We start from the raw sequence: 22,951 nt of genomic DNA, 5'->3' as shown, positions 1-22,951 counted from the left end.
GGCCGGTGGCCGAATCTGTCGTACTGGATCCGGTGGACCTCCATCTGCTGCGGCTGTTGCAGAACGACGCCCGGACGACGTACCGGGATCTCGCCGCACAGGTCGGGGTCGCACCGTCGACCTGTCTGGACCGGGTGACCCGGCTGCGCCGCTCCGGCGTGATCCTCGGACACCGGCTGGAGCTGGACCCCGCCAGACTGGGGCGCGGGCTCCAGGCGCTGCTGTCAGTGCAGGTCAGACCGCACCGGCGGGAACTGGTGGGGCCGTTCGTGGAGCGGATCCGGGCGCTGCCGGAATCGCTGACCGTGTTCCACCTGACCGGCCCCGACGACTACCTGGTGCATGTCGCGGTCGCGGACATGGCGGATCTGCAACGGCTGGTGCTCGACGAGTTCACCGCCCGTCGGGAGGTGGCCCGCGTGGAGACCCGGCTGATCTTCCAGCAGTGGGACTGCGGTCCCCTGCTGCCGCCTTCGCCCACAGCTCAAACCGGGTGACGTGCGCGGGGCCGCGTACCAGGATGGTCCGCATGTCTCAGACCAACAGCGCGCTTCCCCGTCAGGTCGCCGACACCTACGTCGACGAGCTCATCGCCCTCGACCCGGTCACCGGAACGTTCCTCGGAGTGAAGGAGAGCTCCTCCCGGCTGCCCGACCTCTCGCCCGCCGGACAGGAGGCGGTCGCCGAACTCCAGCGGGCCACCCTCGCGCGGCTCGACGAGGCCGAGCGGCGGCCCGGCGCGGACAGCGACATCGAGCGCCGCTGCGCCCGCCTGCTGCGCGAGCGGCTCACCGCGGAACTCGCCGTGCACGAGGCCGACGAAGGACTGCGCGCGGTCGGCAACCTGGGCACGGTCGCGCATTCGGTGCGCGAGGTGTTCACCGTGACGCCGGCCGGGACGGAGGAGGACTGGACGGCGATCGCCGAGCGGCTGCGCGCGGTGCCGGCCGCGCTGGCGGGCTACCGGGAGTCCCTCGCGCTGGGCCTGGAGCGCAAGCTGTACGCGGCTCCGCGCCCGACGGAGACGTTCATCGGGCAGCTCGGCGAGTGGGCGGACACCGGCGAGGGCCGCGGCTGGTTCGAGGACTTCGCCGCCGCGGGACCGGACGCGCTGCGCACGGAGCTGGACGAGGGCGCCCGCGCGGCGACCGCGGCCGTCGTGGAGCTGCGGGACTGGATGCGCGACGTGTACGCGCCGGCCGTCGAGGGCGCGCCGAACACGGTGGGCCGGGAGCGGTACGCCCGCTGGGCCCGCTACTACAACGGGACCGATCTCGACCTGGACGAGGCGTACGCGTACGGCTGGTCGGAGTACCACCGGCTGCTCGGCGAGATGAAGAAGGAGGCCGAGAAGATCCTGCCCGGGGCCGGGACGCCGTGGGTGGCGCTGGCGCACCTGGACGAGCACGGCCGGCACATCGAGGGCGTCGACGAGGTCCGCGCGTGGCTGCAGGGCGTGATGGACCGGGCGATCGAGTCCCTGGACGGCACGCACTTCGATCTCGCCGAGCGGGTGCGGAAGGTGGAGTCACGGATCGCGCCGGCGGGCAGCGCGGCGGCGCCGTACTACACGCCGCCGTCGGAGGACTTCTCGCGGCCGGGCTGCACCTGGCTGCCCACGATGGGCCTGACCCGCTTCCCGGTCTACGACCTGGTCTCCACCTGGTACCACGAGGGCGTGCCCGGCCATCACCTCCAGCTCGCGCAGTGGGTGCACGTGGCCGAGGACCTCTCCCGCTACCAGGCCTCCGTCGGCATGGTCAGCGCCAACGCCGAGGGCTGGGCGCTGTACGCGGAGCGGCTGATGGACGAGCTCGGTTTCCTCGCGGACGCGGAGGAGCGGCTGGGCTACCTGGACGCGCAGATGATGCGGGCGGCCCGGGTCGTCGTCGACATCGGCATGCACCTGGAGCTTCGGATCCCGGCGGAGTCGCCGTTCCACCCGGGTGAGCGCTGGACGCCGGAGCTGGCCGAGGAGTTCTTCGGGGCGCACAGCAGCCGTCCGGCGGACTTCGTGGAGAGCGAGCTGACCCGCTATCTGACGATCCCGGGCCAGGCGATCGGCTACAAGCTCGGCGAGCGGGCGTGGCTGCTGGGCCGGGAGAACGCCCGCGAGCGGCACGGCGACGCCTTCGACCTCAAGGCGTGGCACATGGCCGCGCTGTCCCAGGGGTCGCTGGGCCTGGACGACCTGGTGGACGAGCTGTCGGCGCTGTGAGCCGGTCCTACGCCGTCAGCGCCGGAAGCCGCCCTCGGAGTCGATGACCTGACCGGTGATCCAGTCCGCCTCGTCCGTGGCCAGCCACGCGATGAGGCGGGCGGGGTCGTCGGGCATGCCCCAGCGGCCCGCGGGGAAGAGGGCGGCGACGGCGTCGTAGGCGTCGCCGGTCAGGTAGTCCGTGTCCACCGGGCCGGGGTTGACGGTGTTCACGGTGACCGCGTGCTCGGCCAGCGTGGTCGCCAGGGAGCGGGTGACGGAGGCGAGCGCGCCCTTCTGGAGGGCGTAGGCGATCTCGCCGGGCATACCGCCCGCGATGTCCTGCCCGGAGGTCATCATCACCACGCGCCCGCCCGGGGTGCGCGGCGGCAGGGCGGCGCGGTGCCGGGCGTGGGCCTGGACGAGCAGCAGCACCGAGCGGGCGTCGACGGCCCAGTGCGCGTCGAGCATGGCGGCGTCGACGGTGCAGAGGTCGCCGTCGGAGCCGCTGAGGGCGTGGTTGGCGACGAGGATGTCGAGCCGTCCGCCGAGCGCCTCGGCCGCGCGGGCGTGCAACTCGGCGGGGGCCGCGGGGTCGGTGAGGTCGCCGGGGCCGGCGAGCACGGTCGCGTCGGGGTCGCCGAGGGCGTCGCGCACGGAGGCGGTCACGTCCTCGGTCCGGTCGGCGCCCCAGGGCATGGCGGCGTCGTGCGGCACATGATGGTGCAGGTAGACGCTCGCCCCGTAGGCGGCGAGACGCCGGGCCACGGCATGACCGATGCCGCCGCGCCGGCTGGCCCCGGTGACCAGCGCGGTCCGGCCCCGCAGGGGCAGGGGGTCACGGCGGAGCGCTTCGGGCGCGGGGGGCGGGAGCTTGGGCATGATCGTCCATGATGCGGGGCCGGGTGGGCGGGCGCACGCGAATATCGGCCGGACGACCCGCCCGCGCGGCGGTGCGGTCGCCACCGTCCTCCGGGCCTCGGTCCGTGCGCGCCGAGGCCGGCGGGGTCGGTCGCCCACGGGCGCGACCGCCGTGACGGCGGGCCGCAGGGTCAGGGCAGCGGTCGGAGCTGGACGAGGACCAGCCAGGTCTCCGGGCCCGGCTGGACCTGCGCCGCGCGGACCGCGTAACGGCCCGGGGCGAGCGTGAGGCTCACATGGTCGGTGCCCGTGGAGCCGGTACCGGGCCAGGCCGCGTCGAACAGGACGACCCCGCCGGGCACCTTCCAGTGCACCTCGGGCTGCCACCGCGCGGTGTGCAGCGCGGCCGGGACGCTCGCCAGGAGTTCCTCCTCGGAGTCACCGGCGATCCAGCGGACGAGGGTGCCGTGCTCGGGGAGGAAGGCGGTCGCGGCGGGCTCGTCGCCCAGGACCAGGGCCGTCGCGTCGCCGACCGGGAGGAGCCCGACGAGTCCGTCCACCTCGCAGGCCCGGTCGTAGTCCGAGGCCGTCTCCTCGCCGTCGGCGCCCGTCCAGAAGGACAGCACCGTCTCCGGCACCGCGACGAGCGGACCGCCGCCCGACTCCACCCACTCGACCGTGCCCGGCTCCGCGTATCGCACCATGCGCAGAACCTACCGGGCCGACTCCCTTACCGGAACCGGGGGTTCAGCATCCGCAGTCGCCGGCGCCCACGGGCGCCGTCAGCGGGTCGGGGGTACGGCGCTCCCGGCCCCGCCAGGTCTCGAACTCGAAGCCCTCACGCACCCAGTACTCGAATCCGCCGAGCATCTCCTTGACCCGGTGGCCGAGTTCGGAGAGGGCGAGCGCGGATCGGGTGGCGCCGTCGCAGCCGGGGCCCCAGCAGTACGTCACGACCGGGACCGACGGATCCAGGAGCTCCGCGGCCCGCTCGGGGACGAGCGCGGCGGGAAGGTGCACCGCGCCGGGGACGTGGCCCTGGTCCCAGGCCTCGGTGGAGCGGGAGTCCACCAGGACGAACCCGGGGTCGCCACCGGCCGCGAGTGCGGCGGCCACGTCGGAGACATCGGTGTGGAAGGCGAGGCTCGCGCGGAAGTGGGCGGCGGCCTCCGCCGGGGAGGCGGGGGCGACGCGCAGGACGGAGTTCACGGTGGTGGTCATGGGAGAGAAACTACGGCCGCGGGATCCGGACCTGAAGCGGAGAACCCCGGCCTCCGTCTTGATCGGCCGGGGATTCCCCTGGTACTTCTCAGACATGACCGCGTATTCCCCGGACGCCACCGACTGGCGCATCCTCGACGTCCTCCAGCGGGAGGGACGGGCCAGTTTCGCCGAACTCGCCCGTGCCGTCTCGATGTCCGCGAGCGCGGTCACCGAGAGAGTGCGCCGCATGGAGGAGGCCGGGGTCATCCAGGGCTACGCGGCGGTGGTCGACCCGGAGCGGATCGGGCTGCCGATCCTGGCCTTCGTACGGCTGCGCTACCCGACCGGAAACTACAAGCCGTTCCACGACCTCGTCGCCGTGACGCCCGAGATCCTGGAGGCGCACCATGTGACGGGCGAGGACTGCTTCGTCATCAAGGTCGCCGCCCGTTCGATGCGGCACCTGGAGGAGGTGGCGGGCCGGATCGGCACGCTCGGCTCCGTGACCACCAGCGTCGTCTACTCCTCGCCGCTGCCGCGCCGCCCGCTGGGGCGCTGAGCCGGCCCTCAGCGGGTGCCGCGCTGACGCAGCTCCGAGCCGGAACGGCCCTTCACGACCTCCAGCTGGGCGTGTATCCGGCGCCGCAGGTCGGCGACATGGCTGACGATGCCCACGCTGCGGTCGCGTTCGCGCAGGGAGTCCAGGACGTCCAGGACCTCGTCGAGGGTCTGGTCGTCGAGGCTGCCGAAGCCCTCGTCGATGAAGAGGGTGTCCAGCCGGACCCCGCCCGCCTCGTCGGTGACGACGTCCGCGAGACCGAGCGCGAGGGCGAGCGAGGCGAAGAAGGTCTCACCGCCCGAGAGGGTCGCGGTGTCGCGCTCCCGTCCGGTCCAGGCGTCGACGACGTGCAGTCCGAGTCCGCTGCGGCCGCGGCCGGTGCGGTCGTCGGAGTGGACGAGGGTGTACCGGCCGGACGACATGCGGTGCAGCCGTACGGTCGCGGCGGCGGCGACCTGTTCCAGACGGGCGGCGAGGACGTACGACTCCAGGCGCATCTTCCGTTCGTTGTCCGCCGAGGTGCCCGCGGTGAGTCCGGCCATGCGGGCCACCCGGTCGTACTCCTCGCGCAGGGGTCCCAGCCGGCGCACCGAGGCGGCGGCCCGCGCGGAGAGCCGGTCGAGTTCGGCGCAGCACCGGTCGGCGGCGTCCCGCGCGGAGGCCGCCTCGCGCACCCTGCGGTCCGCGTCCTCGGCGGCCCGTTGCGCGGAGCCGAGGTCGGCGGGCGGCTGCTGTGCGGCGGCGACGGTCTCCGGTTCGGCGAGGACGGCCCGTACGGCGGCCTCCTCGTGCTGCCAGGCGTCCAGGCGTCGCTGGAGTTCGCGGTGGGCCGCGTCGTCCAGGAGGGCTTCGGCGGCGGCCCCCGGGGTGTCGAAGCCCGCGCGGAAGGCGGCGTCGGCGAGCCGGGCGTCGGCCTCCTTGAGCCGCTGGGCCGCGTCCTCGGCGGCGCGGGCGGTGTCGGCGGCGTCCGTGAGCAGCCCGACGCTCCGCTCCAGCTGCGCGGCGCGCGCGGCCACGCTGGTGGCGTCCCCCCGCGCCTGCGCCAACTCCTCCTCCAGCGCGGCGTGTTCCCGGTCCAGCCGCTCGCGGTGGCCCACGCGGGAGGCGGCCCGGACGGCCGCCTCGCGCTGGGCGGTGATCCGCAGCTCGTGCTCGTCCTCCGCACGGCGCAGCCGTTCCTGCTCGGCGTGCAGCGCGGAGGCGGCGTCCCGTGCCTGCGCGTACTGCTGCTCCAACTCGTGGACCGCGCGGGAGAGCTGTTCGGTGGTGGTGTCCCCGGCTTCGGCGCTCGCGGCGGCCAGCGCCTCCCGTACGGCGCCGAGCCGCTGCTCGGCCTCCGCGCGGTGGTCCTCGGCGCGCTGGTGGCCGGCGAGGGCGCGTTCCTCCGTCTCTCGGTCGACGTGCCCGGAGACCTTGCGGGCGGGGGCGGGGTGTTCGGTGGCGCCGCAGACCGCGCAGGGGTCGCCGTCGGTGAGACCGGCGGCCAGTTCGGCGGCGATGCCGTTCAGCCGCTGTTCCTTGAGGTCGAGCCAGTGCTGCTTCGCCGCGAGCGCCCGTTCCCGGGCGGCGCGGGCCTGCTCCTCGGCCGCTTCCGTGTCCACGGCGAGCCGGTCGCGCAGCCGCGCGGCGTTCAGCCGCTGCCGCGCGGGGTCTCGCCGCACGGCGAGTTCACGGGCCGTGGTCGCGGCCTGCTGAGCGGACTCGATGCCGGCCTGCAGACCCGCGCGGGTCTCCTCCCAGTCCGCGAGCCAGGTCTCCGCGTCCTCCCGCGCTTCGTCGTCGGCACGCTCCCGGCGGTCCAGGTCGGCACGCTCGCCGAGGAGTTCCGTCAGCCGCCGCTCGGCGCGACGGGCCGACTCCAGCCCGCCCAGTTCCTCGGCGGCCCGGCGTGCGGCGGCCGCGAGCCCGGCCGCTCCCGCGTCCGCGAGGGACGCCGGGAGCAGGGCACGCGCGCGCAGCTCGGCACCGGCCGCCCGTGCGTGCTCGGCCCCTGCGGAGTCCCGCAGGTCCAGGGCGGGGGCGACGGTCTCGGCCTTGCGGGCCCGCTCCATGCGGGTCCGCTCCTCGTGGTGGGCGCCGGACCGCTCCCGAAGCCGGTCCGCCCGCTCCCGTGCCTCGGCGAACCGCCGTTGCAGCCGGTCCCGTTCGCGTACGACGTCCAGGACACGGCCGGCGTCGGCGAGGGCGGACTCGGCGGTGGCGAGGCGGCAGCGGGCGGCGGTGAGCTGCTCCCGCGCGGTGCTGCGGGCGACGGCGGCGGCGCCCAGCACGGCCTCGGCCAGTCCAGGTTCGCCGGGCGTCAGCTCGGGCGGCTCCATGGAGCCGCCCGCGGCCTGCTGCATCCGGTGCGCGTCGGCGAGCAGGTCGGCGTCGCCCTCGCGCACCCGGGACTCGGCGGCCCGCCGGCGTTCGGCGAGGCGCTTCTCCACGTCGGCGAAACGGCGGGTGTCGAAGAGGCGGCCCAGCAGCTTGCCGCGGGCCTCGGCGTCGGCGCGCAGGAAGCGCGCGAAGTCACCCTGGGGCAGCAGCACGACCTGGCAGAACTGCTCCCGGCTCATGCCGAGGAGCTGGGTGATCTCCTCGCCGATCTCCTGGTGCGAGCGGCTGAGGTCCTTCCAGGTGCCCGAGGCGGCGTCGCGTTCGCGCAGCCAGGTCTGGGCCTTGTCTACCGTGGTGCCCGCGCGGCGGCCCTTCTTGGGACGCTCCCAGGGCGGCTGCCGGGTGATCTCCAGCCGGCGCCCGGCGGCGGTGAGTTCGAGGGTGACCTCGGTGCGGACGCCCGGGGCGGCGTGGTCGCTGCGCAGGGTCATGCCCTGACCGCTCTGCCGGGCGCCGGGGACGGAGCCGTACAGCGCGTAGCAGACGGCGTCCAGGACGGAGGTCTTGCCGGCGCCGGTGGGGCCGTGCAGCAGGAAGAGCCCCGCGGCGGACAGCTCGCCGAAGTCGACGCTCTGGGTGCTTCCGAAGGGTCCGAAGGCCGTCATGTCCAACCGGTGCAGCCTCACCGCGCCACCTCCCGTACCGCGTCGTCCGCGCGGACCGCGTCGAAGGCGTCCCGCAGGACGGCCCGTTCTTGCGGGTCGGGGCCGGCGCCGCGCACGTGGGCGACGAAGTCCTCGGCGATCTGCTGGTCGTCGCGGCCGGCGAGGCGGCGGGCGTAGGAGACCGCGGGGTCGTCCCCCGTCCGGACCGGGTCGAAGACGAGGCTGAGGGTGTGCGGGAAGCGCTCGGTGAGCCGGGCCATGGGGTCGGCCGGGCGGACCGGGTCGGTGAGGGTCGCCTCGACCCACGCCTCCGTGTGCCGGGCCAGCGCGGGATCGGCGAGCAGTTCCCCGAGGGTGCCGCGGATCCGGGCCAGCGCGCGCGGCACCGGGCAGTCCACGCGCTCGGCGGTGACCGCCCCGTCGGCGGCCAGGTCGACGAGCCACATGCTCTTGCGGTGCGCGGCCTCGGAGAAGGAGTACGGCAGCGGGGAGCCGGAGTAGCGCACCCGCTCGGTGAGGGTCTGGCAGCCGTGCAGATGCCCCAGCGCCACGTAGTCGACGCCGTCGAACACCCCGGCGGGCACGGCGGCCACCCCGCCGACAGTGATGTCCCGCTCGCTGTCGCTGGGTTCGCCACCGGTGACGAAGGCGTGCGCGAGGACGACCGAGCGGGTGCCGGGCGCGCGGGCGGCGAGGTCCGCGCGGACCCGGTCCATGGCGGCGGCGAGCACCGCCTCGTGGCCGGCCTTCTCCACCGCGAACTCGTCCTTCACCAGGGCGGGTTCGAGGTACGGCAGCCCGTAGAAGGCGACGTCCCCGTGCCCGTCGGACAGCACCACCGGTGTGCCGCACGCGGCCGGATCGGTCCGCAGATGGATGCCCGCACTCCCCATGAGCCCGGCGCCGACGCCGAGGCGGCGGGCCGAGTCGTGGTTGCCGGAGATCATCACCGTCGGCACGCCGAGGCCGGCGAGACGGTGCAGGGCGTCGTCGAACAGCTCGACCGCGGCGAGCGGCGGCACCGCGCGGTCGTACACGTCTCCCGACACGACCACCGCGTCCACCTCGCGCTCACGCACGGTGCTGACGAGGTGGCCGATGAACTCGGCCTGGGCACCGAGCATGCCGACCCGGTGGAAGGAGCGGCCGAGGTGCCAGTCGGAAGTGTGCAGCAGTCTCATGATCCCCGCAGCGTAACCGGAGGGCCCGACAGCACGGGCGGTTACTCCCGTATCGCTCCGTCATGACCCGGTGCGCATTTCCCCCGTCATGCACCCGAAGAGGTCGAATACGTACCGGTCACGCGTCCCCGTACGCCTCCCCGCCCAGCTCGAACCCGGCCGTCCCGGCGGTCGCGTCGGCGAGCCACGCGCGGAAGGCGGGCACGTCGGCGTCCGGGAGGCCGATCTCGATCGTGACCTCCTCGCCGTAGCGCACGTCGCGCACCTCGCGTCCGGTGGCGCGCAGGTCGTTCTGGACCTTGCCGGCCCGCTGGTGGCCGACGGTCACCGTGGCCAGCCGGAAGCGGCGCCGTGTGATCGTGCCGAGGGTGTCCAGTGCCTCGCCGACGGCGCCGCCGTACGCGCGGATGAGGCCGCCGGCGCCGAGCTTGACGCCGCCGTAGTAGCGGGTGACGACGGCGACGACGTACCGCATGTCTCGGCGGAGCAGCATCTGGAGCATGGGGACGCCGGCGGTGCCGCCGGGCTCCCCGTCGTCGCTGGCCTTCTGGGTGGAGGCGTCGGCGCCGATGACGTACGCCCAGCAGTTGTGGGTGGCGTCGGCGTGCTCCTTGCGGACGGCCGCGACGAAGTCCTGCGCCTCCTGCTCGGTGGCCGCCGGGGCGAGGGCGCACAGGAAGCGGGAGCGGTTGATCTCGGTCTCGTGCACACCCGCGCGGGCGACGGTGCGGTACTCGTCCTGCATCCGGCCAGCCTATGCGTCCCCGCGCGGGCTACCGGCGCCCGCCCCGGGGCACGGTCAGCGCCGTCAGGAGGGCGGCGCCCGGGGCGAGGTCCCGCCATGCGGCGCCGCGCCAGGACAGCACGGCGACCGCGGAGGTGGGGAACTTGGCGCGGACCCGGTCCAGGGTGTCGTCCAGGCCGTCGCCGGCCAGGGTCAGGACGAGGTCCTCCAGTCCCGGGTTGTGTCCGACCAGCAGCAGCGTCTCGACCTCGGCCGGTGTCCCGCGCACCACGTCCAGCAGCTCGGGGACGTCGGCGTGGTACAGGCGGGGGTCGTGGCGGACCGGCGGGGGTGTGCCCCACTGCGCGGCGGCCAGCTCCCAGGTGCGGCGGGCCCGGACGGCGGTGGAGCACAGGGCGAGGCCCGGCAGGCAGTCGGCCTCGGCGAGCGCGCGCCCGGCGGCGGGGGCGTCCCGGAGGCCGCGCGGGGCGAGGGGGCGCTCGTGGTCGGTGACGCCCTCCGGCCGGGCGGACTTGGCGTGGCGCAGGACGACCAGGCGGCGCAGCGGTCCCGGTCCGGCACGCTCGATCATTCCGGGACTCCCAGGTCTCGGGTGAGGTCGAGGCCGAGCAGCCGGTCGGCGTAGGCGTACGTCTCGAAGCGGGCGCCGTCCGCCAGGCCGGGGTCCGTCTCCACCGCGCGGAGGACGCCCAGCACGCCGGCCGTGTCGAGATCGTCCTCCCACGCGGTGCGCAGATCGGCGCGCACCGCGTCGGGGATCGGCTTCGAGGGCCGTCGCGCCCAGTCGGCGACCGCGCGGCGCCAGCGGTCGAGGGTTCCGGCGGCGTCGCCCAGGGCGGCCGGGCCGACCGTCACGGGCTCGCTTCTGGGGCGGGCGAGCAGGGCCAGGCGCAGGGCGGCGGGATCGGCGCCGCCCGCCTCCCCGTGCGCGGGGGCCACGGCGACGCGCACCCCGTCGGGTGTCGCGCCGCCCTCGCTCACCACGTGCAGCACCTGGGCCTCACCCAGGCCGGTGCCGGTGTCCCCGCCGTCCTCGAAGGGCCGGACCCCGAGGGCCGCGCCCGCCGCGCGGAGTTCCACCCGCTGCCGATCGCCGGTGAGCAGCGCCCAGACCGGCGTGCCGCCGAGTTCCAGGGCGCGTACGAGCAGGTCGGCGACGAGCAGCACACGCAGGTTCGTCGGGTCGGCCCCCTGGGTGTGGGCCTCGACCCGGGTCAGGCCCCGCCGGGCGGGGGCGGCGTCCACGGGTTCGCCGGTTCGGGCGTCGGTGATGCGCAGCACGAGGCGAGCGTAGGCGCGTGAGCGGTCGTACGCAGGTATCCGGGCCGCTTTTCGGGTCGCCGTGTGCGGTTCCCGGCGCCGGACGGCCCGGTGACCGGTACAGTCCACCGCCCCCCGGCGGAGGACGGGCGGTTCCGGGAATCACCACGCGTCCCGCTTCGTTGTGCGGGGTGACAGCTGTTTCACGACTCCCGGGAGGCCGACGGTGTACGGCGACGAGGCGACGGTCCGCAAGATCCTCACCGGACTCGGTGACACCTGGGCCGTGGTCGGCCTGTCGTCGAACCGGCAGCGTGCGGCGTACGGCGTGGCCCAGGTGCTCCAGCGGTTCGGCAAGCGCGTGGTGCCGGTGCACCCGAAGGCCGAGACCGTGCACGGCGAGCAGGGCTACGCCTCCCTCGCGGACATCCCCTTCGAGGTGGACGTCGTGGACGTGTTCGTCAACAGCGACCTGGCCGGGGCCGTCGCGGACGAGGCGGTGGCCAAGGGCGCCGATGCGGTGTGGTTCCAGCTCGACGTCATCGACGAGGCGGCCTACGAGCGGACCCGCGCGGCGGGCCTGGAGATGGTGATGGACCGCTGCCCGGCGATCGAGATACCCAGGCTCGGCTAGGGCTTGTCACAGGGGGCCGTGCCGCCACGATGGCGCGATGAGAGCCAGAGCTCTCCCCTCTTCGGCTCCCCTCCTCCGCAACGTTTTCCGGCTGTCCTGGTGGGCGCCGGGCCCACCGTCGGCAACGTCCTGCGCGCGGTCGGCCCGGTACTGAGGCCTCGGTCCCGTCAGTCGTGCGGCGGCCGGTCGCCGATCCGGTGGTCGGCCACGTTCAGCGCCTCGTCCAGCAGCCGCCGCAGATGGCCGTCGCGCAGGGAGTAGATCACCCGGCGGCCCTCCTTTCGGGTGTCCACGAGACCCGCGAGCCGCAGTCGCGCCAGATGCTGGCTGACCGCGGGCCGGGCCGCGCCGCAGGTCTCGGTGAGCGTGGTGACATCGGCCTCGCCGCCGGTCAGGGCGTGCAGCAGGGTCAGCCGGGTGCGGTCGCCGAGCAGGGCGAGCAGCTCCGCCGCGAGCGCGAAGTGCTCCTCGCCGGGTGTGCGCGGGTGCTCATCGTGCGCAGGTGACAGGTGCATGCGTGCGCTCATACGCACATAATGGCGGTGTGGGCGCCGCCGCGTCCACCTCGCGCACCGGAAGGGGACGATCGTGAGCGACCGCCACCACGGCCATGAGCACGAGCACCACCGGGCTTCGCCGCTCCACCGCCTCGCCCACCTCCTCACCCCGCACTCCCACGAGACGGCCGACAGGCTCGACTCCGCGCTGGAGTCCTCGGCCCGGGGCATGCGCGCCCTGTGGGTCTCGCTCGCGGTGCTGGGCGTGACGGCGCTGGCACAGGCGGCCGTGGTGGTCGTGTCGGGCTCGGTGGCGCTGCTCGGCGACACGGTGCACAACGCCGCGGACGCGCTGACCGCCGTACCCCTGGGCATCGCCTTCGTCCTGGGGCGGCGCGCCGCCACCCGCCGCTTCACCTACGGCTACGGTCGCGCGGAGGACCTGGCGGGCATCGCGATCGTGCTGACGATCGCCGCGTCCGCGGCCTTCGCCGGCTGGACGGCGTTCGACCGGCTGCTGGACCCGCGCCCGGTCGCGCACGTCCCGGTGGTCGCCGTCGCGGCGCTGGTCGGGTTCGCGGGCAACGAGTGGGTGGCCCGGTACCGCGTCCGGGTCGGGCGTGACATCGGCTCGGCCGCGCTGGTCGCCGACGGGCTGCACGCCCGTACGGACGGGTTCACCTCACTGGCGGTGCTGCTGGGCGCCGGCGGCTCGGCCCTGGGGTGGCGGTACGCGGACCCGGTGGTGGGGCTGGCGATCACGGCGGCGATCGTGTTCGTGCTGCGGGACGCCGCGCGGGAGGTGTTCCGGCGGGTGATGGACGCCGTCGACCCGGCGCTGGTGGACCGGGCCGAGCGGGCCCTGGCGGCGGTTCCGGGTGTGCGCGGGGTGGGTGAGCTGCGGTTGCGCTGGATCGGCCATCGGCTGCGCGCGGAGGTGGCGGTCGTGGTGGACGGCGAGGCGACGGTGCGCGAGGCCCATCGCGTCGCCGTCGAGGCCGAGCACGCGCTGCTGCACGCCGTCCCCCGGCTGACCGCGGCCCTGGTCCACGCCGACCCGGAACCGGTGCCCGGCGCGGCGGACCCGCACCTGCCGCTCGCCCACCACGCGGTGAGGTGACCCGTCAGGCCACACCCAGCCCTTCCAGTACGACCGCTCCGGGCAGCTCCGCGAACGCCTTGCCCGGCACCAGCAGCTTGCCGCGCCGCCGGCCGCTGCCGACGAGCACGTACGGCAGGTCCACGACGGCCGCGTCCACCAGCACCGGCCACTCGCCGGGCAGTCCGACCGGGGTGATGCCGCCGTACTCCATGCCGGTCTCCCCCGTGGCCGTGTCCATCGGGGCGAAGGACGCCTTGCGGGCGCCGAGGTGACGCCGTACGACACCGTTGACGTCGAGCCGGGTGGTGGACAGGACGACACAGGCGGCGAGCGTGGTCTCTCCGCCCCGCTTGCCCGCGACCACCACACAGTTCGCCGACTGCTCCAGCAGCTCCCGGCCGTAGTGCTCGACGAAGACGGCGGTGTCCGCCCAGCGCGGGTCGGTGTCGACGTGGAGGATCCGGTCCGCGGGGACGCTGCCGCTCCAGGCACGGACGGCGGCGGCGACCGGAGCGGTCAGCTCGTCGAGGCAGTCGGGGGCGGGGGTGGCGTGGTCGAAGTCTCCGATGGGTGCGCGCATGGCCGCACCGTAACAGGGGTGCCTCAGTGCACGGACGGCACCGAGACCGTCATGATCATCTCCATCGGGGCATCGCCCCGATTGCCGTACGTGTGCGGCGTGTTGGCCTCGAAGGAGGCACTGGCGCCGGCCGGCACCCGGTGCTCCGCTCCGTCGACGGTGAGGGTCAGTTCCCCGGACGTGACGTGGACGAGTTCGACCGTGCCGGCGGGGTGCGGGTCGGAGTCGCTGCTCTCGCCCGGCATGAGCCGCCAGTCCCACATCTCCAGCGGGCCGGGTGCCTCGGTGCCGGCGAGCAGCCGGCTGTAGCTGCCGCCCTCGGTGTGCCACAGCCGCACGGTCTGGTCGGCGGGGACGATCCGGACCTTCGGGCCCCGCTCGTAGTCGAGCAGGGTGGGGACGCTGACGCCGAGCGCGTCGCCGATCTTGACGACCGTGCCGATGCTCGGGTTGGTGCGGGCCTGTTCGATCTGGATGAGCATGCCGCGGCTGACACCGGCCCGCGCGGCGAGCGTGTCCAGTGTGAAGCCGCGCTCGGTGCGCCAGCGTCTGACGTTGCGCGCCAGGGACTGGGTCAGCAGGTCGAGGTCCGACACGTTCCGTCCGTTCCGTCCAGCAGGTGGGGCGACCGGGTCCCCTGTGTCCGGCTGTCGCGGGACGGACCCGGTCGTCCGTCGCACTGTACTGCGGCCGGAATCGGCGTCGCTCACGACCGGGTGAGGACGGTTCAGCCCTCGGGCTCCAGCTCGGCGAGCCGGACCGCGCCCTCCTCGTCCAGTTCCGCGAGCCGCGCGACGCCCTCCTCGTCCAGCTCCGACAGCGCCCGCAACTGCTCCGGGGTGATGCCCTCCGGGATCGGTACGGGCGCCGGGGTGCGCAGCGGCGGCTGCCAGCCGTCGGCGGGGGTCCAGCGGCGTACGACACGGGCGGGGGCACCCGCGACCACGGCGTGGTCGGGCACCGTGCCCCGGACCACCGCGCCCGCGGCCACCACCACGTTCCGCCCGACGCGCGCCCCCGGCAGGATCACCGCGCCGGTGCCGATCCAGCAGCCGGGGCCGATCTCCACCGGCTCCATCCGCGGCCACTGCTTGCCGATGGGCTCGTGCGGATCGTCGTAGGAGTGATTGGTGGAGGTGACGTAGACGTACGGCCCGAAGTAGCAGTCGCTGCCGATGGTGACCGTCGTGTCGGCGATGACATGACTGCCGCGGCCCAGCACGACCCCGTCGCCGATGCGCAGGATCGGCTCGGGGCCGAGGTCGAGACCGGGCATCAGACCGGCGGTGAGGGTGACCTGCTCGCCGACGATGCAGTGCGCGCCGATCCGGATCCAGGGCTCGCCGAAGACCGTGCCGAGCGGGAAGGCGAGCCTGGTACCTGTTCCCATCGCCCCGAAGCGGAAGCGGCCGGGGTGCTCGGCGGTCACCGAGCCCGTGCGCTGCGCCCAGGCCCAGCCCGCGTGGACCGCGCGCTGGGCGAGGCGGCGCGGCCAGGACGAGAACGTGTTCTTGCGCTTCGGCACCCGCTCACCGTAGTCGGCGGGCGGCTCGCCGACGGGCCGGTGACCCTGTGATCTTCACCCCACCGGGTTGGCGTACGGTGCGGGGTGTCTACGACGTCGTGTGGAGGAGAGGGCGATGACGCACCGCGCGCTGATCACGGGTATCGGAGGCAAGGAGCCGAAGGTGGACGGGGACGTCTTCGTGGCACCCACGGCCTCGGTGATCGGGGACGTGACGCTGCACGCGGGGGCGAGCGTCTGGTACGGGGCGGTGCTGCGCGGTGACGTGGAGCGGATCTCCGTCGGGGCGAGCAGCAATGTGCAGGACAACTGCACGTTGCACGCCGATCCGGGGTTTCCGGTCAGCGTGGGTGAGCGGGTGTCGATCGGACACAACGCCGTGGTGCACGGGGCGACCGTCGAGGACGACTGTCTGATCGGGATGGGGGCGACGGTGCTGAACGGTGCGGTGATCGGGGCGGGGTCCCTTGTCGCCGCTCAGGCGCTGGTGCCGCAGGGGATGGAGGTGCCGCCGGGGTCGCTGGTCGCGGGGGTGCCGGCGAAGGTTCGGCGGGAGCTCACCTCGGAGGAGCGGGAGGGGTTGTCCCTCAACGGGACGATGTACGCGGCGCTTGCAGAGGTGCATCGGGAAGAGCACGGGGCGTAAGGGTTGCCGGCGGACCGCGGACCGTTGGGGCTTGTCGCGCAGTTCCCCGCGCCCCTTCGGGGCGCTTCTACTCAACGGCGACGACGGGTTCCGGTGCTGCCTTTTTCGCCTTGCGCTTCAGTACGAGCATGGAGGTGACGCCGATCAGTACCGCCAGTACCAGGCCCAGCCAGGAGAAGCGCTTCAGCCAGGACTCGGCGACGATGCCCACGTAGTAGATGACGGCGGTGGTGCCGCCCGCCCAGACGATGCCGCCGAGGACGTTGGCGATCAGGAACTTCCAGTACGGCATCCGCAGCACGCCCGCGAGCGGGCCGGCGAAGATGCGCAGCAGGGCCACGAAACGGCCGAAGAATACGGCCCACATGCCCCACTTCTTGAAGGAGCGCTCGGCGGTCGCGATGTGCCCCTCGCTGAAGTGGCGGGGGAACTTGGCGCCCAGCCAGGCCAGCAGTGGCCGTCCGCCCTTGCGGCCGATGGCGTAGCCGATCGAGTCGCCGATGATCGCGCCGGCGGTGGCGCAGGCACCGAGGACCACCGGGTCGATGTCGCCGTGCTGGGAGGCGAGCAGCGCGGAGGAGACCAGGATGATCTCGCCCGGCAGCGGGATGCCCAGGCTCTCCAGCCCGATGACCAGCCCCACCAGGGCGTACACGGCGACCGCGGGTACGGTCTCGAGCCACTCCTGCACGTGCAACGCCCTGTCCTCCCGGCCCGCCGTTCGTGCGCCGGGACCGGCGCACGAACGGGAAGCCTACCGGGCCCCGTCGGTGTGCCGGCGGTCAGCCGTTGGGGCGCAGGGTCCAGACGACGGTCATCTCGCCGGTGACGGCGCCGTCCTCACGGCGGATGGCGATCGAGACCGGGAACTCGGGGCGCACGCCCTCGTCGAGTTCGGCGACGACCTCGGTGGCCGGGCGGCCGAGGGTCGCGGTGGCGGTGACCGGGCCCATGGCCAGCTTCCTGTAGGCGATCTCGGCGCTGACGGCAAGCGGCACGGCGCGTGCGAGCTGGTCACCGAACGCGGCGAGCACGATCGCGCCGCTCGCCGACTCACCGAGGGTGAACATCGCACCGGCGTGCGGCCCGCCCACGTGGTTGTGGTAGTCGGCCTGGTCCGGCAGGGCCACCACGGCCCGCTCGGGCGTGGTCTCCAGGAACTGGAGGTTGAGGGTCCGGGCCATGGGCACCGTGGCGGCGAGCATCTCGCCGATGGACATCTGGTCTGCGCTCATGGGCGCAGGTTACCCGCGAGTAGCCTCAACTCGCCATGCCGCGCGGCATCCGGTTTGCTACGTCCCCGTCAAAGGGCGGTGACCCAATCGTGTCCCTGGCACGGCTAGGGTTGCTGCCCATGTGGCCAGGACAGCAGCCGCCCGGGGGCGAGCAGAACCCGCAGTCGAACAACCCGTACCAGCAGCCGGGGTACCAACAGCCGAATCCGTACCAGCAGCCCGGCTACCAGCAGCCGAACCCGTACCAGCAGCAGTCCGGCTGGGGGGCGCAGACCGTGGCGGGCGGACCGCAGCCACCGCAGGGCGGGGGCGGCGGGAACCGGACGAAGCTGGTGGCGATCGTGGCGGCGACGGCCGTGGTGGTGGCCGCCGGTGTCACCGGGTTCCTGGTGCTCGGCGGCGGCGAGGACGACGAGGCCGACGGCAAGAAGGACGCCAAGCCGACCGCGACGGCGACCAAGGACACCTCCGCCGGACCGAGCGCCTCCGCCTCGGACGACAACCCGCGCGGCGGCGAGGGGGAGAAGGCGACCATTCCGGGCTGGCAGGTCGTCGTCAACACCCGCTTCGGCACCAAGTTCGACGTCCCGGCCGACTGGGAGATCGAGACGCCCGGCACCAGCGTGGGCTTCGAGTGGGAGAAGGAGGACGGTGAGCTGGACCGCACCACCGTCACCGCCCCCGCCTATCTGAAGTCCGAGTGGTGCACGAGCGACGACAACAAGGACGGCCGCGAGGAGAACACCTCCCTCGCCACCGCCGGTACCCGCGGCGAGAACGGCGCCAAGGACACGGACATGGCGGCCGAGACCCGGGTGCCGTGGTGGGTCTACGGCGGGTACACGCAGCCCGACAAGAAGAGCATCAAGTACGAGAAGCCGAAGGCGTACACCACGGCGTCCGGCATCAAGGGCAGCGTGGCCACGGCGCACTCGGAGAACACGCCGCAGAACGGCAAGTGCGACAGCGACGGCAAGGCGATCACGTTCGCCTTCAAGAACGGCGCCGGGGACTTCGTCACCTGGAACCTGTACGGCGCCAAGGGCGTCAAGGACGAGATCCCGGACGCGACCGTGCAGAAGATCCTCAGCACGGTGCGTCTGACGGAGGACGGACCGCAGGGGTCGTAGCAGGTCGGGAGGGCGGCGGCCCACGGCGGCCCATTTGGCAAGTCGGCCCCGGCCCGGCGATAGTCACGGGGTGCCGACCACCGTCATCCGCCGCCGTCCCGTCTGGGCCGGCCGCAACTACTCCCTGCTGACCGCCGCCGCCGTGGTGACCAACCTGGGCAGTCACGGCGCGCTGATCGCCGCCGCGTTCGCCGTGCTGGGCACGGGCGGCGACGGCGGCGACGTGGGTCTGGTGGCCGCCGCCCGCACCCTGCCGCTGGTGCTGTTCCTGCTGATCGGCGGTGCCGTCGCGGACCGGCTGCCGCGGCACCGGGTGATGGTCGCGGCCAACGCCCTGAACTGTGTCTCGCAGGCCGCGTTCGCGGCGCTGGTCCTGGCGGGCGAGGCGCGGCTGTGGCAGATGATGCTGCTCAGCGCGCTCGGCGGTACCGGTCAGGCGTTCTTCAACCCGGCCGCCGAGGGCATGCTGCTGTCCTCGGTCGAGGGCGAGCAGGCCGGCCGGGCGTTCGCGGTGTTCCGGATGGCGATGCACGGAGCGACGCTCGGCGGGGCCGCGCTGGGCGGCGCCATGGTCGCCGCGATCGGGCCCGGCTGGGTGCTGGCGGCGGACGCGGCGGCCTTCGCGGTCGCGGCGGCGCTGCGGGCGTTCCTCGACGTGAAGCACATACCGCCGCGCGCCCCCGGCGGCGGCATGCTCGCCGATCTGAAGGAGGGCTGGCGGGAGTTCATCGGCCGGCCCTGGCTGTGGGGCATCGTCGTCCAGTTCTCCGTCGCCAACGCGGTCGTCGGCGCGGCCGACGCGGTCTACGGACCGCTCGTCGCCCGGGACCATCTGGGCGGCCCCGGTCCGTGGGGCGTGGCGCTGGCGTTCTTCGGCGGGGGCACGGTGGTGGGCGCGCTGCTGATGACCCGCTGGCAGCCGCGCCGTCTGCTGTTCGCCGGCACCTTGTGCGTGTTCCCGCTGGCCCTGCCGTCCGCCGCGCTCGCCGTGCCGGCGCCGGTCGCCGTGCTGTGCGCGGTGATGTTCGTGACCGGCGTGTCGCTGGAGGTGTTCGGCGTCTCCTGGATGACCGCGCTGCACCAGGAGATACCGGAGGAGAAGCTGTCCCGGGTCTCGGCGTACGACTGGTTCGGCTCGGTCGCGCTGGTGCCGACGGCGATGGCCCTGGCGGGCCCGGCGGAGACGGCGTTCGGCCGCCCGGAGGCGCTGTGGGGGTGCGCGGCGCTGGTCGTGGTCGTCACGGCGGCGGTGCTGTGCGTCCCGGACGTACGGAATCTGCGCCGCCGAACCCGCCAGGTCACCGGCGCGGCCCCGGACACCGCGCCGGCCGGCACCGAACGCCCCGTCGGCGAGCTCGGATGACGGGCGCGCACCGCGCCGGCCGACACCGAACGCCCGTCGACGGGCTCCGGTGACGGCGTGCGCCGCGCGCGGAATCGGCACGGGCGCCGGGTCAACCGATGCCGAACGCCCCCTCCGGAGGTTCCGGGGACGGTACGGCGTCCTCGTCGCGCACCGGGCGCGCACCGCGTGTGAAGTCCCGCAGGGCCGCGCCGTGTTCGACCCGCGCGGGGAAGGCGTCGGCGGCGGTGGCGCGGGACAGGCCGGCGATGTCCAGGGGGCGGTGGGCGGCGGCCAGAACCGCGTTGCCGAAGCGGCGACCGCGCAGCACTCCCGGCTCGGCGATCAGCGCCAGCTCCTCGAACCGCGTCCCCAAAGTGGCGAGTTGGGAGCGGAGGAAGGCGAACGGGGCCGCGTCCGCGAGGTTGGCGAGATAGACCCCGCCGGGCCGCAGGACGCGGGCGGCCTCCTGCGCGTAGGCGACGGACGTCAGGTGCGCCGGGACCCGTGAGCCGCCGAAGACGTCGGCGACCAGGACGTCCGCGCTGTCGTCGGGGGCCGACTCCAGCCAGGCGCGGGCGTCCGCCGCGTGCAGGGTGACATCGGCGTCGGCGGGGAGGGGCAGGTGCTCGGCGACCAGTTCCAGCAGCCCCCGGTCGAACTCCACGACGTGCTGCCGGGAGCCGGGGCGGGTGGCGGCCAGGTAGCGGGGCAGGGTGAGCGCGCCGCCGCCGAGGTGCAGGGCGTCCAGGGGGCGCCCCGGCTCGCCCACGGTGTCGAGGACGTGCCCGAGCCGACGCGCGTACTCGAACTCCAGATGCGTCGGCTCGTCGAGGTCGACGTACGACTGCGGTGCCCCGTCGACGGTCAGCAGCCAGGCCCGCTCCCGGTCCACGTCGGGCATGAGTCTCGCGGTGCCGTGGTCGGTGACGCGGCTGACGGGTATGGCTTCGTTCACCTCCTCATTGTGCGGGCGGCCGACGCCGGCAGAGGCGCGGGGCACCGCGCGACCGGTCGTGCACCGGCCGGCAGTCCCCCGCGCACGGACACCGCCCTCACCCGACGGCGGTCACGGTCCCCGCCCCCACGGTGCGGCCGCCCTCACGGATGGCGAACCCGAGCCCGGACTCCAGGGGCACGTCCCGTCCCAGTTCGACGGTCATCGTGACCGTGTCCCCGGGCCGCGCCACCGCCGCCTCGCCGAGGTCGACGTCACCCACGACGTCCGCCGTGCGGATGTAGAACTGCGGGCGGTACCCGGTCGACACCGGTGTCGTACGGCCGCCCTCGCGGGACGACAGCACGTACACCTGCGCGGTGAAACGCCGGCTCGGCACCACGCTGCCCGGCGCGGCCACCACGTGCCCGCGTCGCACCGCGTCGCGCGGCACCCCGCGCAGCAGCAGCGCCACGTTGTCGCCGGCCTGCGCCTCCTCCATGGGCTTGCCGAAGGTCTCCAGGCCGGTCACCACGGTCTCCACGTCGGCGCCGAGCACCTCGACCCGGTCGCCGACGCGGACCGTGCCGCGCTCCACCGCGCCCGTCACGACGGTGCCCCGGCCGGTGATGGTGAGCACGTTCTCCACCGGCAGCAGGAACGGCGCGTCCAGGTACCGCTCGGGCATGGGCACATACGTGTCCACCGCGTCGAGCAGCGCGTCGATCGACGCCGTCCAGCGCGGGTCGCCGTCCAGCGCCTTCAGCCCGGAGACCCGTACGACGGGCGCGGACTCCCCGCCGTAGCCGTGCGCGGAGAGCAGGTCGCGGACCTCCAGTTCGACCAGGTCGGTGAGTTCCTCGTCGCCCGCGTCGGCCTTGTTGATCGCCACGACGATGTGGTCCACGCCCACCTGCCGGGCGAGCAGCACGTGCTCGGCGGTCTGCGGCATGATCCCGTCGAGCGCCGAGACGACGAGGATCGCCCCGTCGAGCTGCGCGGCGCCGGTGACCATGTTCTTGACGTAGTCGGCGTGGCCGGGCATGTCGACGTGGGCGTAGTGCCGGGTGTCGGTCTCGTACTCGACGTGCGCGATGTTGATGGTGATGCCGCGCGCGGCCTCCTCCGGCGCCCGGTCGATGCGGTCGAACGGGACGAAACTGCCGGAGCCGCGCTCGGCGAGGACCTTGGTGATGGCGGCGGTCAGGGTGGTCTTGCCGTGGTCGACATGGCCCATCGTGCCGATGTTCAGATGCGGTTTGGTGCGGACGTACGCCGTCTTGGACATGGCGGTACCTCGAAGCCTCTCGGTGATGACGCGTGGTGACGCGTGACGGCCCCGGGCGCGGCGGATCGGCGCGCGGCCGGGACGGGGACCCCAGGGACCTGACCGACCCTCCCCCTGGGGGGTCCGCCGGACGATCCGGGGAGGGTCAGCTTCGGGCGCCGTCGACTGCTGCGAGGAAGGCGGGAACGGCAGCCTTCGGGGCATCCGCGACCGCGGATGCTGCGAGGTGGAAGGCGTACCGGAACATGGCGTCGATCCTTGCCGACGACCCGCTCCGCGTCGAATGGTTTTCCGCGCCGGGCCGGGCTACCGGGCGCCGATGTTCTTCAGCGCCTCCCGTACCGACAGCGGCGCGAACCGTCCCTGCTCGCGCGCCAGGAAGGCCCGTACGGCGTCGGGGTCGGTCCTGGCGTACTCGCGCAGGCACCAGCCGATGGCCTTGCGGATGAAGAAGTCCTGGTGTCCGGACCGGCGCAGGCAGTGGTCGAAGAGGCGCGCGGTGTCGGTGCTTTCCTTGTAGCGCAGTTGGTGGAGCAGGGCGGTGCGGGCGAGCCACAGGTCGTCGTCGCCGATCCACTCGTCCATCTCGGCGGTGAGACTCCGGTCGGCGGCGACCAGCGCCCCGACGACGTGCGCGGCGAGCAGGTCGACGGTGTCCCACCAGGGGACCGTGGTGACGAGGTGCCGGGCGACGGGCAGGAAGCCGGAGGAGCAGTGCCGTACGTGGCGGCGCAGGTAGTCCACGGCGAAGTACTGGTACTCGCGCTCGGGCAGCTCCCAGCAGCGCAGGGCGACGGCCGCGCAGTCGGCCTCGTCGGGGCGGGGCAGCCCTTCCACGACGGTGCGGGACAGGGCGCGGCGGGCCGGGGTGGTCAGGCCGAGGAAGGGGGCGACGTCCTTCATGTAGGCGCGCATCGCCACGGCCCGCTCCGGATCGGCCGCGGGCCCGTACGCGGCGGTGAGCCGTTCCAGCACGGTGTCGGCGAGCGGACTGCCCGGCACACGCGGTGCCGCCGTACCGTCCTCTGTGACGCGCATGAGACGA

Annotated in this window: 25 protein-coding genes; 8 read left to right on the top strand and 17 right to left on the bottom strand. The window is 74.1% G+C overall.

Annotated elements, in window-relative coordinates; genetic code table 11:
- The first annotated feature begins 5 nt into the window (after positions 1-5).
- Complete coding sequence (locus ACFV5H_RS27680) at positions 6-497, top strand: Lrp/AsnC family transcriptional regulator (protein WP_385050406.1); 492 nt, start codon at positions 6-8, stop codon at positions 495-497.
- 32 nt (positions 498-529) lie between these two features.
- Positions 530-2,218: a DUF885 domain-containing protein gene (locus ACFV5H_RS27675; RefSeq protein WP_385197730.1), complete on the top strand. Its 1,689-nt coding sequence runs from the start codon at positions 530-532 to the stop codon at positions 2,216-2,218.
- 15 nt (positions 2,219-2,233) lie between these two features.
- Here the strand turns inward: ACFV5H_RS27675 and ACFV5H_RS27670 are convergent, their stop codons facing one another.
- The 3 genes from ACFV5H_RS27670 to ACFV5H_RS27660 all read right to left on the bottom strand — a co-directional run bounded on the left by ACFV5H_RS27670 (position 2,234) and on the right by ACFV5H_RS27660 (position 4,279).
- Complete coding sequence (locus ACFV5H_RS27670; protein ID WP_385197728.1) at positions 2,234-3,079, bottom strand: SDR family oxidoreductase; 846 nt, start codon at positions 3,077-3,079, stop codon at positions 2,234-2,236.
- A gap of 170 nt (positions 3,080-3,249) precedes the next feature.
- Positions 3,250-3,762, bottom strand: a complete 513-nt coding sequence (locus ACFV5H_RS27665) for an immunity 21 family protein (protein WP_385197726.1) — start codon at positions 3,760-3,762, stop codon at positions 3,250-3,252.
- A 43-nt stretch (positions 3,763-3,805) separates the two neighbouring features.
- Positions 3,806-4,279, bottom strand: a complete 474-nt coding sequence (locus ACFV5H_RS27660) for a rhodanese-like domain-containing protein (protein ID WP_385050398.1) — start codon at positions 4,277-4,279, stop codon at positions 3,806-3,808.
- A gap of 94 nt (positions 4,280-4,373) precedes the next feature.
- Between ACFV5H_RS27660 and ACFV5H_RS27655 the strand changes: the two genes are divergently transcribed.
- Positions 4,374-4,820 (top strand): Lrp/AsnC family transcriptional regulator, encoded by a 447-nt coding sequence (locus ACFV5H_RS27655; protein WP_385197724.1) that lies wholly within the window; start codon positions 4,374-4,376, stop codon positions 4,818-4,820.
- An 8-nt stretch (positions 4,821-4,828) separates the two neighbouring features.
- On the opposite strand, the gene ACFV5H_RS27650 is transcribed toward ACFV5H_RS27655, so the two are convergent.
- The 5 genes from ACFV5H_RS27650 to ACFV5H_RS27630 form a co-directional block, all read right to left on the bottom strand.
- On the bottom strand, positions 4,829-7,825 hold the full coding sequence (locus tag ACFV5H_RS27650) for an AAA family ATPase (RefSeq protein ID WP_385197722.1): 2,997 nt from the start codon (positions 7,823-7,825) through the stop codon (positions 4,829-4,831).
- Entirely contained in the window at positions 7,822-8,985 is a 1,164-nt protein-coding gene (locus ACFV5H_RS27645; RefSeq protein WP_385197720.1) for an exonuclease SbcCD subunit D, read from the bottom strand. Before ACFV5H_RS27645 ends, ACFV5H_RS27650 begins: the two co-directional genes overlap by 4 nt.
- A 118-nt stretch (positions 8,986-9,103) precedes the next feature.
- Positions 9,104-9,730 carry a YigZ family protein gene (locus ACFV5H_RS27640; RefSeq protein ID WP_361745694.1) on the bottom strand — a complete coding sequence of 209 codons (627 nt, stop codon included), beginning with the start codon at positions 9,728-9,730 and terminating at the stop codon, positions 9,104-9,106.
- Between the two features lie 28 nt (positions 9,731-9,758).
- A complete protein-coding gene (locus ACFV5H_RS27635) occupies positions 9,759-10,301 on the bottom strand; it encodes a SixA phosphatase family protein (RefSeq protein WP_385197718.1) in 543 nt (180 codons plus the stop codon).
- Positions 10,298-11,011 (bottom strand): hypothetical protein, encoded by a 714-nt coding sequence (locus ACFV5H_RS27630; RefSeq protein WP_385050388.1) that lies wholly within the window; start codon positions 11,009-11,011, stop codon positions 10,298-10,300. Before ACFV5H_RS27630 ends, ACFV5H_RS27635 begins: the two co-directional genes overlap by 4 nt.
- A gap of 205 nt (positions 11,012-11,216) precedes the next feature.
- On the opposite strand from ACFV5H_RS27630, the gene ACFV5H_RS27625 reads away from it, so the two are divergent.
- Positions 11,217-11,624: a CoA-binding protein gene (locus ACFV5H_RS27625; RefSeq protein ID WP_085576563.1), complete on the top strand. Its 408-nt coding sequence runs from the start codon at positions 11,217-11,219 to the stop codon at positions 11,622-11,624.
- Between the two features lie 167 nt (positions 11,625-11,791).
- Here ACFV5H_RS27625 and ACFV5H_RS27620 read toward each other — a convergent pair whose 3' ends face one another.
- Complete coding sequence (locus ACFV5H_RS27620) at positions 11,792-12,151, bottom strand: ArsR/SmtB family transcription factor (RefSeq protein ID WP_385050384.1); 360 nt, start codon at positions 12,149-12,151, stop codon at positions 11,792-11,794.
- Between the two features lie 61 nt (positions 12,152-12,212).
- On the opposite strand from ACFV5H_RS27620, the gene ACFV5H_RS27615 reads away from it, so the two are divergent.
- Positions 12,213-13,241: a cation diffusion facilitator family transporter gene (locus tag ACFV5H_RS27615; protein ID WP_385050382.1), complete on the top strand. Its 1,029-nt coding sequence runs from the start codon at positions 12,213-12,215 to the stop codon at positions 13,239-13,241.
- A 4-nt stretch (positions 13,242-13,245) separates the two neighbouring features.
- On the opposite strand, the gene ACFV5H_RS27610 is transcribed toward ACFV5H_RS27615, so the two are convergent.
- From ACFV5H_RS27610 to ACFV5H_RS27600, 3 genes are all read right to left on the bottom strand, one after another.
- Entirely contained in the window at positions 13,246-13,803 is a 558-nt protein-coding gene (locus ACFV5H_RS27610; protein ID WP_385050380.1) for a YbaK/EbsC family protein, read from the bottom strand.
- Positions 13,804-13,826: 23 nt separating this feature from the next.
- Positions 13,827-14,399, bottom strand: coding sequence for a helix-turn-helix domain-containing protein (locus ACFV5H_RS27605; protein WP_385050378.1), 573 nt, complete (start codon positions 14,397-14,399; stop codon positions 13,827-13,829).
- Positions 14,400-14,530: 131 nt separating this feature from the next.
- Positions 14,531-15,328, bottom strand: a complete 798-nt coding sequence (locus ACFV5H_RS27600; RefSeq protein ID WP_385050376.1) for an acyltransferase — start codon at positions 15,326-15,328, stop codon at positions 14,531-14,533.
- A gap of 115 nt (positions 15,329-15,443) precedes the next feature.
- Here ACFV5H_RS27600 and ACFV5H_RS27595 point away from each other — a divergent pair, with 115 nt between their 5' ends.
- Positions 15,444-15,974 carry a gamma carbonic anhydrase family protein gene (locus ACFV5H_RS27595; RefSeq protein ID WP_385050374.1) on the top strand — a complete coding sequence of 177 codons (531 nt, stop codon included), beginning with the start codon at positions 15,444-15,446 and terminating at the stop codon, positions 15,972-15,974.
- Positions 15,975-16,041: 67 nt separating this feature from the next.
- On the opposite strand, the gene ACFV5H_RS27590 is transcribed toward ACFV5H_RS27595, so the two are convergent.
- Together ACFV5H_RS27590 and ACFV5H_RS27585 are read right to left on the bottom strand one after the other, a co-directional pair.
- Positions 16,042-16,671, bottom strand: coding sequence for a DedA family protein (locus ACFV5H_RS27590; RefSeq protein ID WP_385197716.1), 630 nt, complete (start codon positions 16,669-16,671; stop codon positions 16,042-16,044).
- 85 nt (positions 16,672-16,756) lie between these two features.
- Positions 16,757-17,194, bottom strand: a complete 438-nt coding sequence (locus ACFV5H_RS27585) for a DUF4442 domain-containing protein (RefSeq protein WP_385197744.1) — start codon at positions 17,192-17,194, stop codon at positions 16,757-16,759.
- Positions 17,195-17,328: 134 nt separating this feature from the next.
- Between ACFV5H_RS27585 and ACFV5H_RS27580 the strand changes: the two genes are divergently transcribed.
- Together ACFV5H_RS27580 and ACFV5H_RS27575 are read left to right on the top strand one after the other, a co-directional pair.
- Positions 17,329-18,339 (top strand): hypothetical protein, encoded by a 1,011-nt coding sequence (locus ACFV5H_RS27580; protein WP_385050370.1) that lies wholly within the window; start codon positions 17,329-17,331, stop codon positions 18,337-18,339.
- Positions 18,340-18,409: 70 nt separating this feature from the next.
- On the top strand, positions 18,410-19,702 hold the full coding sequence (locus ACFV5H_RS27575; RefSeq protein WP_385197714.1) for an MFS transporter: 1,293 nt from the start codon (positions 18,410-18,412) through the stop codon (positions 19,700-19,702).
- A gap of 91 nt (positions 19,703-19,793) precedes the next feature.
- Here ACFV5H_RS27575 and ACFV5H_RS27570 read toward each other — a convergent pair whose 3' ends face one another.
- From ACFV5H_RS27570 to ACFV5H_RS27560, 3 genes are all read right to left on the bottom strand, one after another.
- Positions 19,794-20,639, bottom strand: coding sequence for a spermidine synthase (locus ACFV5H_RS27570; RefSeq protein WP_385197712.1), 846 nt, complete (start codon positions 20,637-20,639; stop codon positions 19,794-19,796).
- A gap of 97 nt (positions 20,640-20,736) precedes the next feature.
- Positions 20,737-21,906, bottom strand: a complete 1,170-nt coding sequence (tuf, locus tag ACFV5H_RS27565) for an elongation factor Tu (RefSeq protein ID WP_385050364.1) — start codon at positions 21,904-21,906, stop codon at positions 20,737-20,739.
- Positions 21,907-22,212: 306 nt separating this feature from the next.
- Entirely contained in the window at positions 22,213-22,944 is a 732-nt protein-coding gene (locus tag ACFV5H_RS27560) for a DNA alkylation repair protein (protein ID WP_385197710.1), read from the bottom strand.
- Between the last annotated feature and the right edge of the window lie 7 nt (positions 22,945-22,951).

It is taken from the genome of Streptomyces sp. NPDC059787, from assembly GCF_042732315.1.
In the GTDB taxonomy this organism is placed as follows: Bacteria; Actinomycetota; Actinomycetes; order Streptomycetales; family Streptomycetaceae; genus Streptomyces; species Streptomyces atrovirens.
The sequence above is the reverse complement of the archived record's forward strand: the minus strand, read 5'-3'. Positions and strand labels throughout refer to the sequence as shown.

Coding starts and splice junctions, on each gene's coding strand:
- ACFV5H_RS27675 (WP_385197730.1), top strand. CDS start 530: ATGTCTCAGACCAACAGCGCGCTTCCCCGTCAGGTCGCCGACACCTAC.
- ACFV5H_RS27635 (WP_385197718.1), bottom strand. CDS start 10,301: ATGATCGAGCGTGCCGGACCGGGACCGCTGCGCCGCCTGGTCGTCCTG.
- tuf (WP_385050364.1), bottom strand. CDS start 21,906: ATGTCCAAGACGGCGTACGTCCGCACCAAACCGCATCTGAACATCGGC.
- ACFV5H_RS27585 (WP_385197744.1), bottom strand. CDS start 17,194: ATGTCCATCGGCGAGATGCTCGCCGCCACGGTGCCCATGGCCCGGACC.
- ACFV5H_RS27595 (WP_385050374.1), top strand. CDS start 15,444: ATGACGCACCGCGCGCTGATCACGGGTATCGGAGGCAAGGAGCCGAAG.
- ACFV5H_RS27665 (WP_385197726.1), bottom strand. CDS start 3,762: ATGGTGCGATACGCGGAGCCGGGCACGGTCGAGTGGGTGGAGTCGGGC.
- ACFV5H_RS27620 (WP_385050384.1), bottom strand. CDS start 12,151: ATGAGCGCACGCATGCACCTGTCACCTGCGCACGATGAGCACCCGCGC.
- ACFV5H_RS27640 (WP_361745694.1), bottom strand. CDS start 9,730: ATGCAGGACGAGTACCGCACCGTCGCCCGCGCGGGTGTGCACGAGACC.
- ACFV5H_RS27610 (WP_385050380.1), bottom strand. CDS start 13,803: ATGCGCGCACCCATCGGAGACTTCGACCACGCCACCCCCGCCCCCGAC.
- ACFV5H_RS27560 (WP_385197710.1), bottom strand. CDS start 22,944: ATGCGCGTCACAGAGGACGGTACGGCGGCACCGCGTGTGCCGGGCAGT.
- ACFV5H_RS27670 (WP_385197728.1), bottom strand. CDS start 3,079: ATGCCCAAGCTCCCGCCCCCCGCGCCCGAAGCGCTCCGCCGTGACCCC.
- ACFV5H_RS27645 (WP_385197720.1), bottom strand. CDS start 8,985: ATGAGACTGCTGCACACTTCCGACTGGCACCTCGGCCGCTCCTTCCAC.
- ACFV5H_RS27660 (WP_385050398.1), bottom strand. CDS start 4,279: ATGACCACCACCGTGAACTCCGTCCTGCGCGTCGCCCCCGCCTCCCCG.
- ACFV5H_RS27580 (WP_385050370.1), top strand. CDS start 17,329: ATGTGGCCAGGACAGCAGCCGCCCGGGGGCGAGCAGAACCCGCAGTCG.
- ACFV5H_RS27655 (WP_385197724.1), top strand. CDS start 4,374: ATGACCGCGTATTCCCCGGACGCCACCGACTGGCGCATCCTCGACGTC.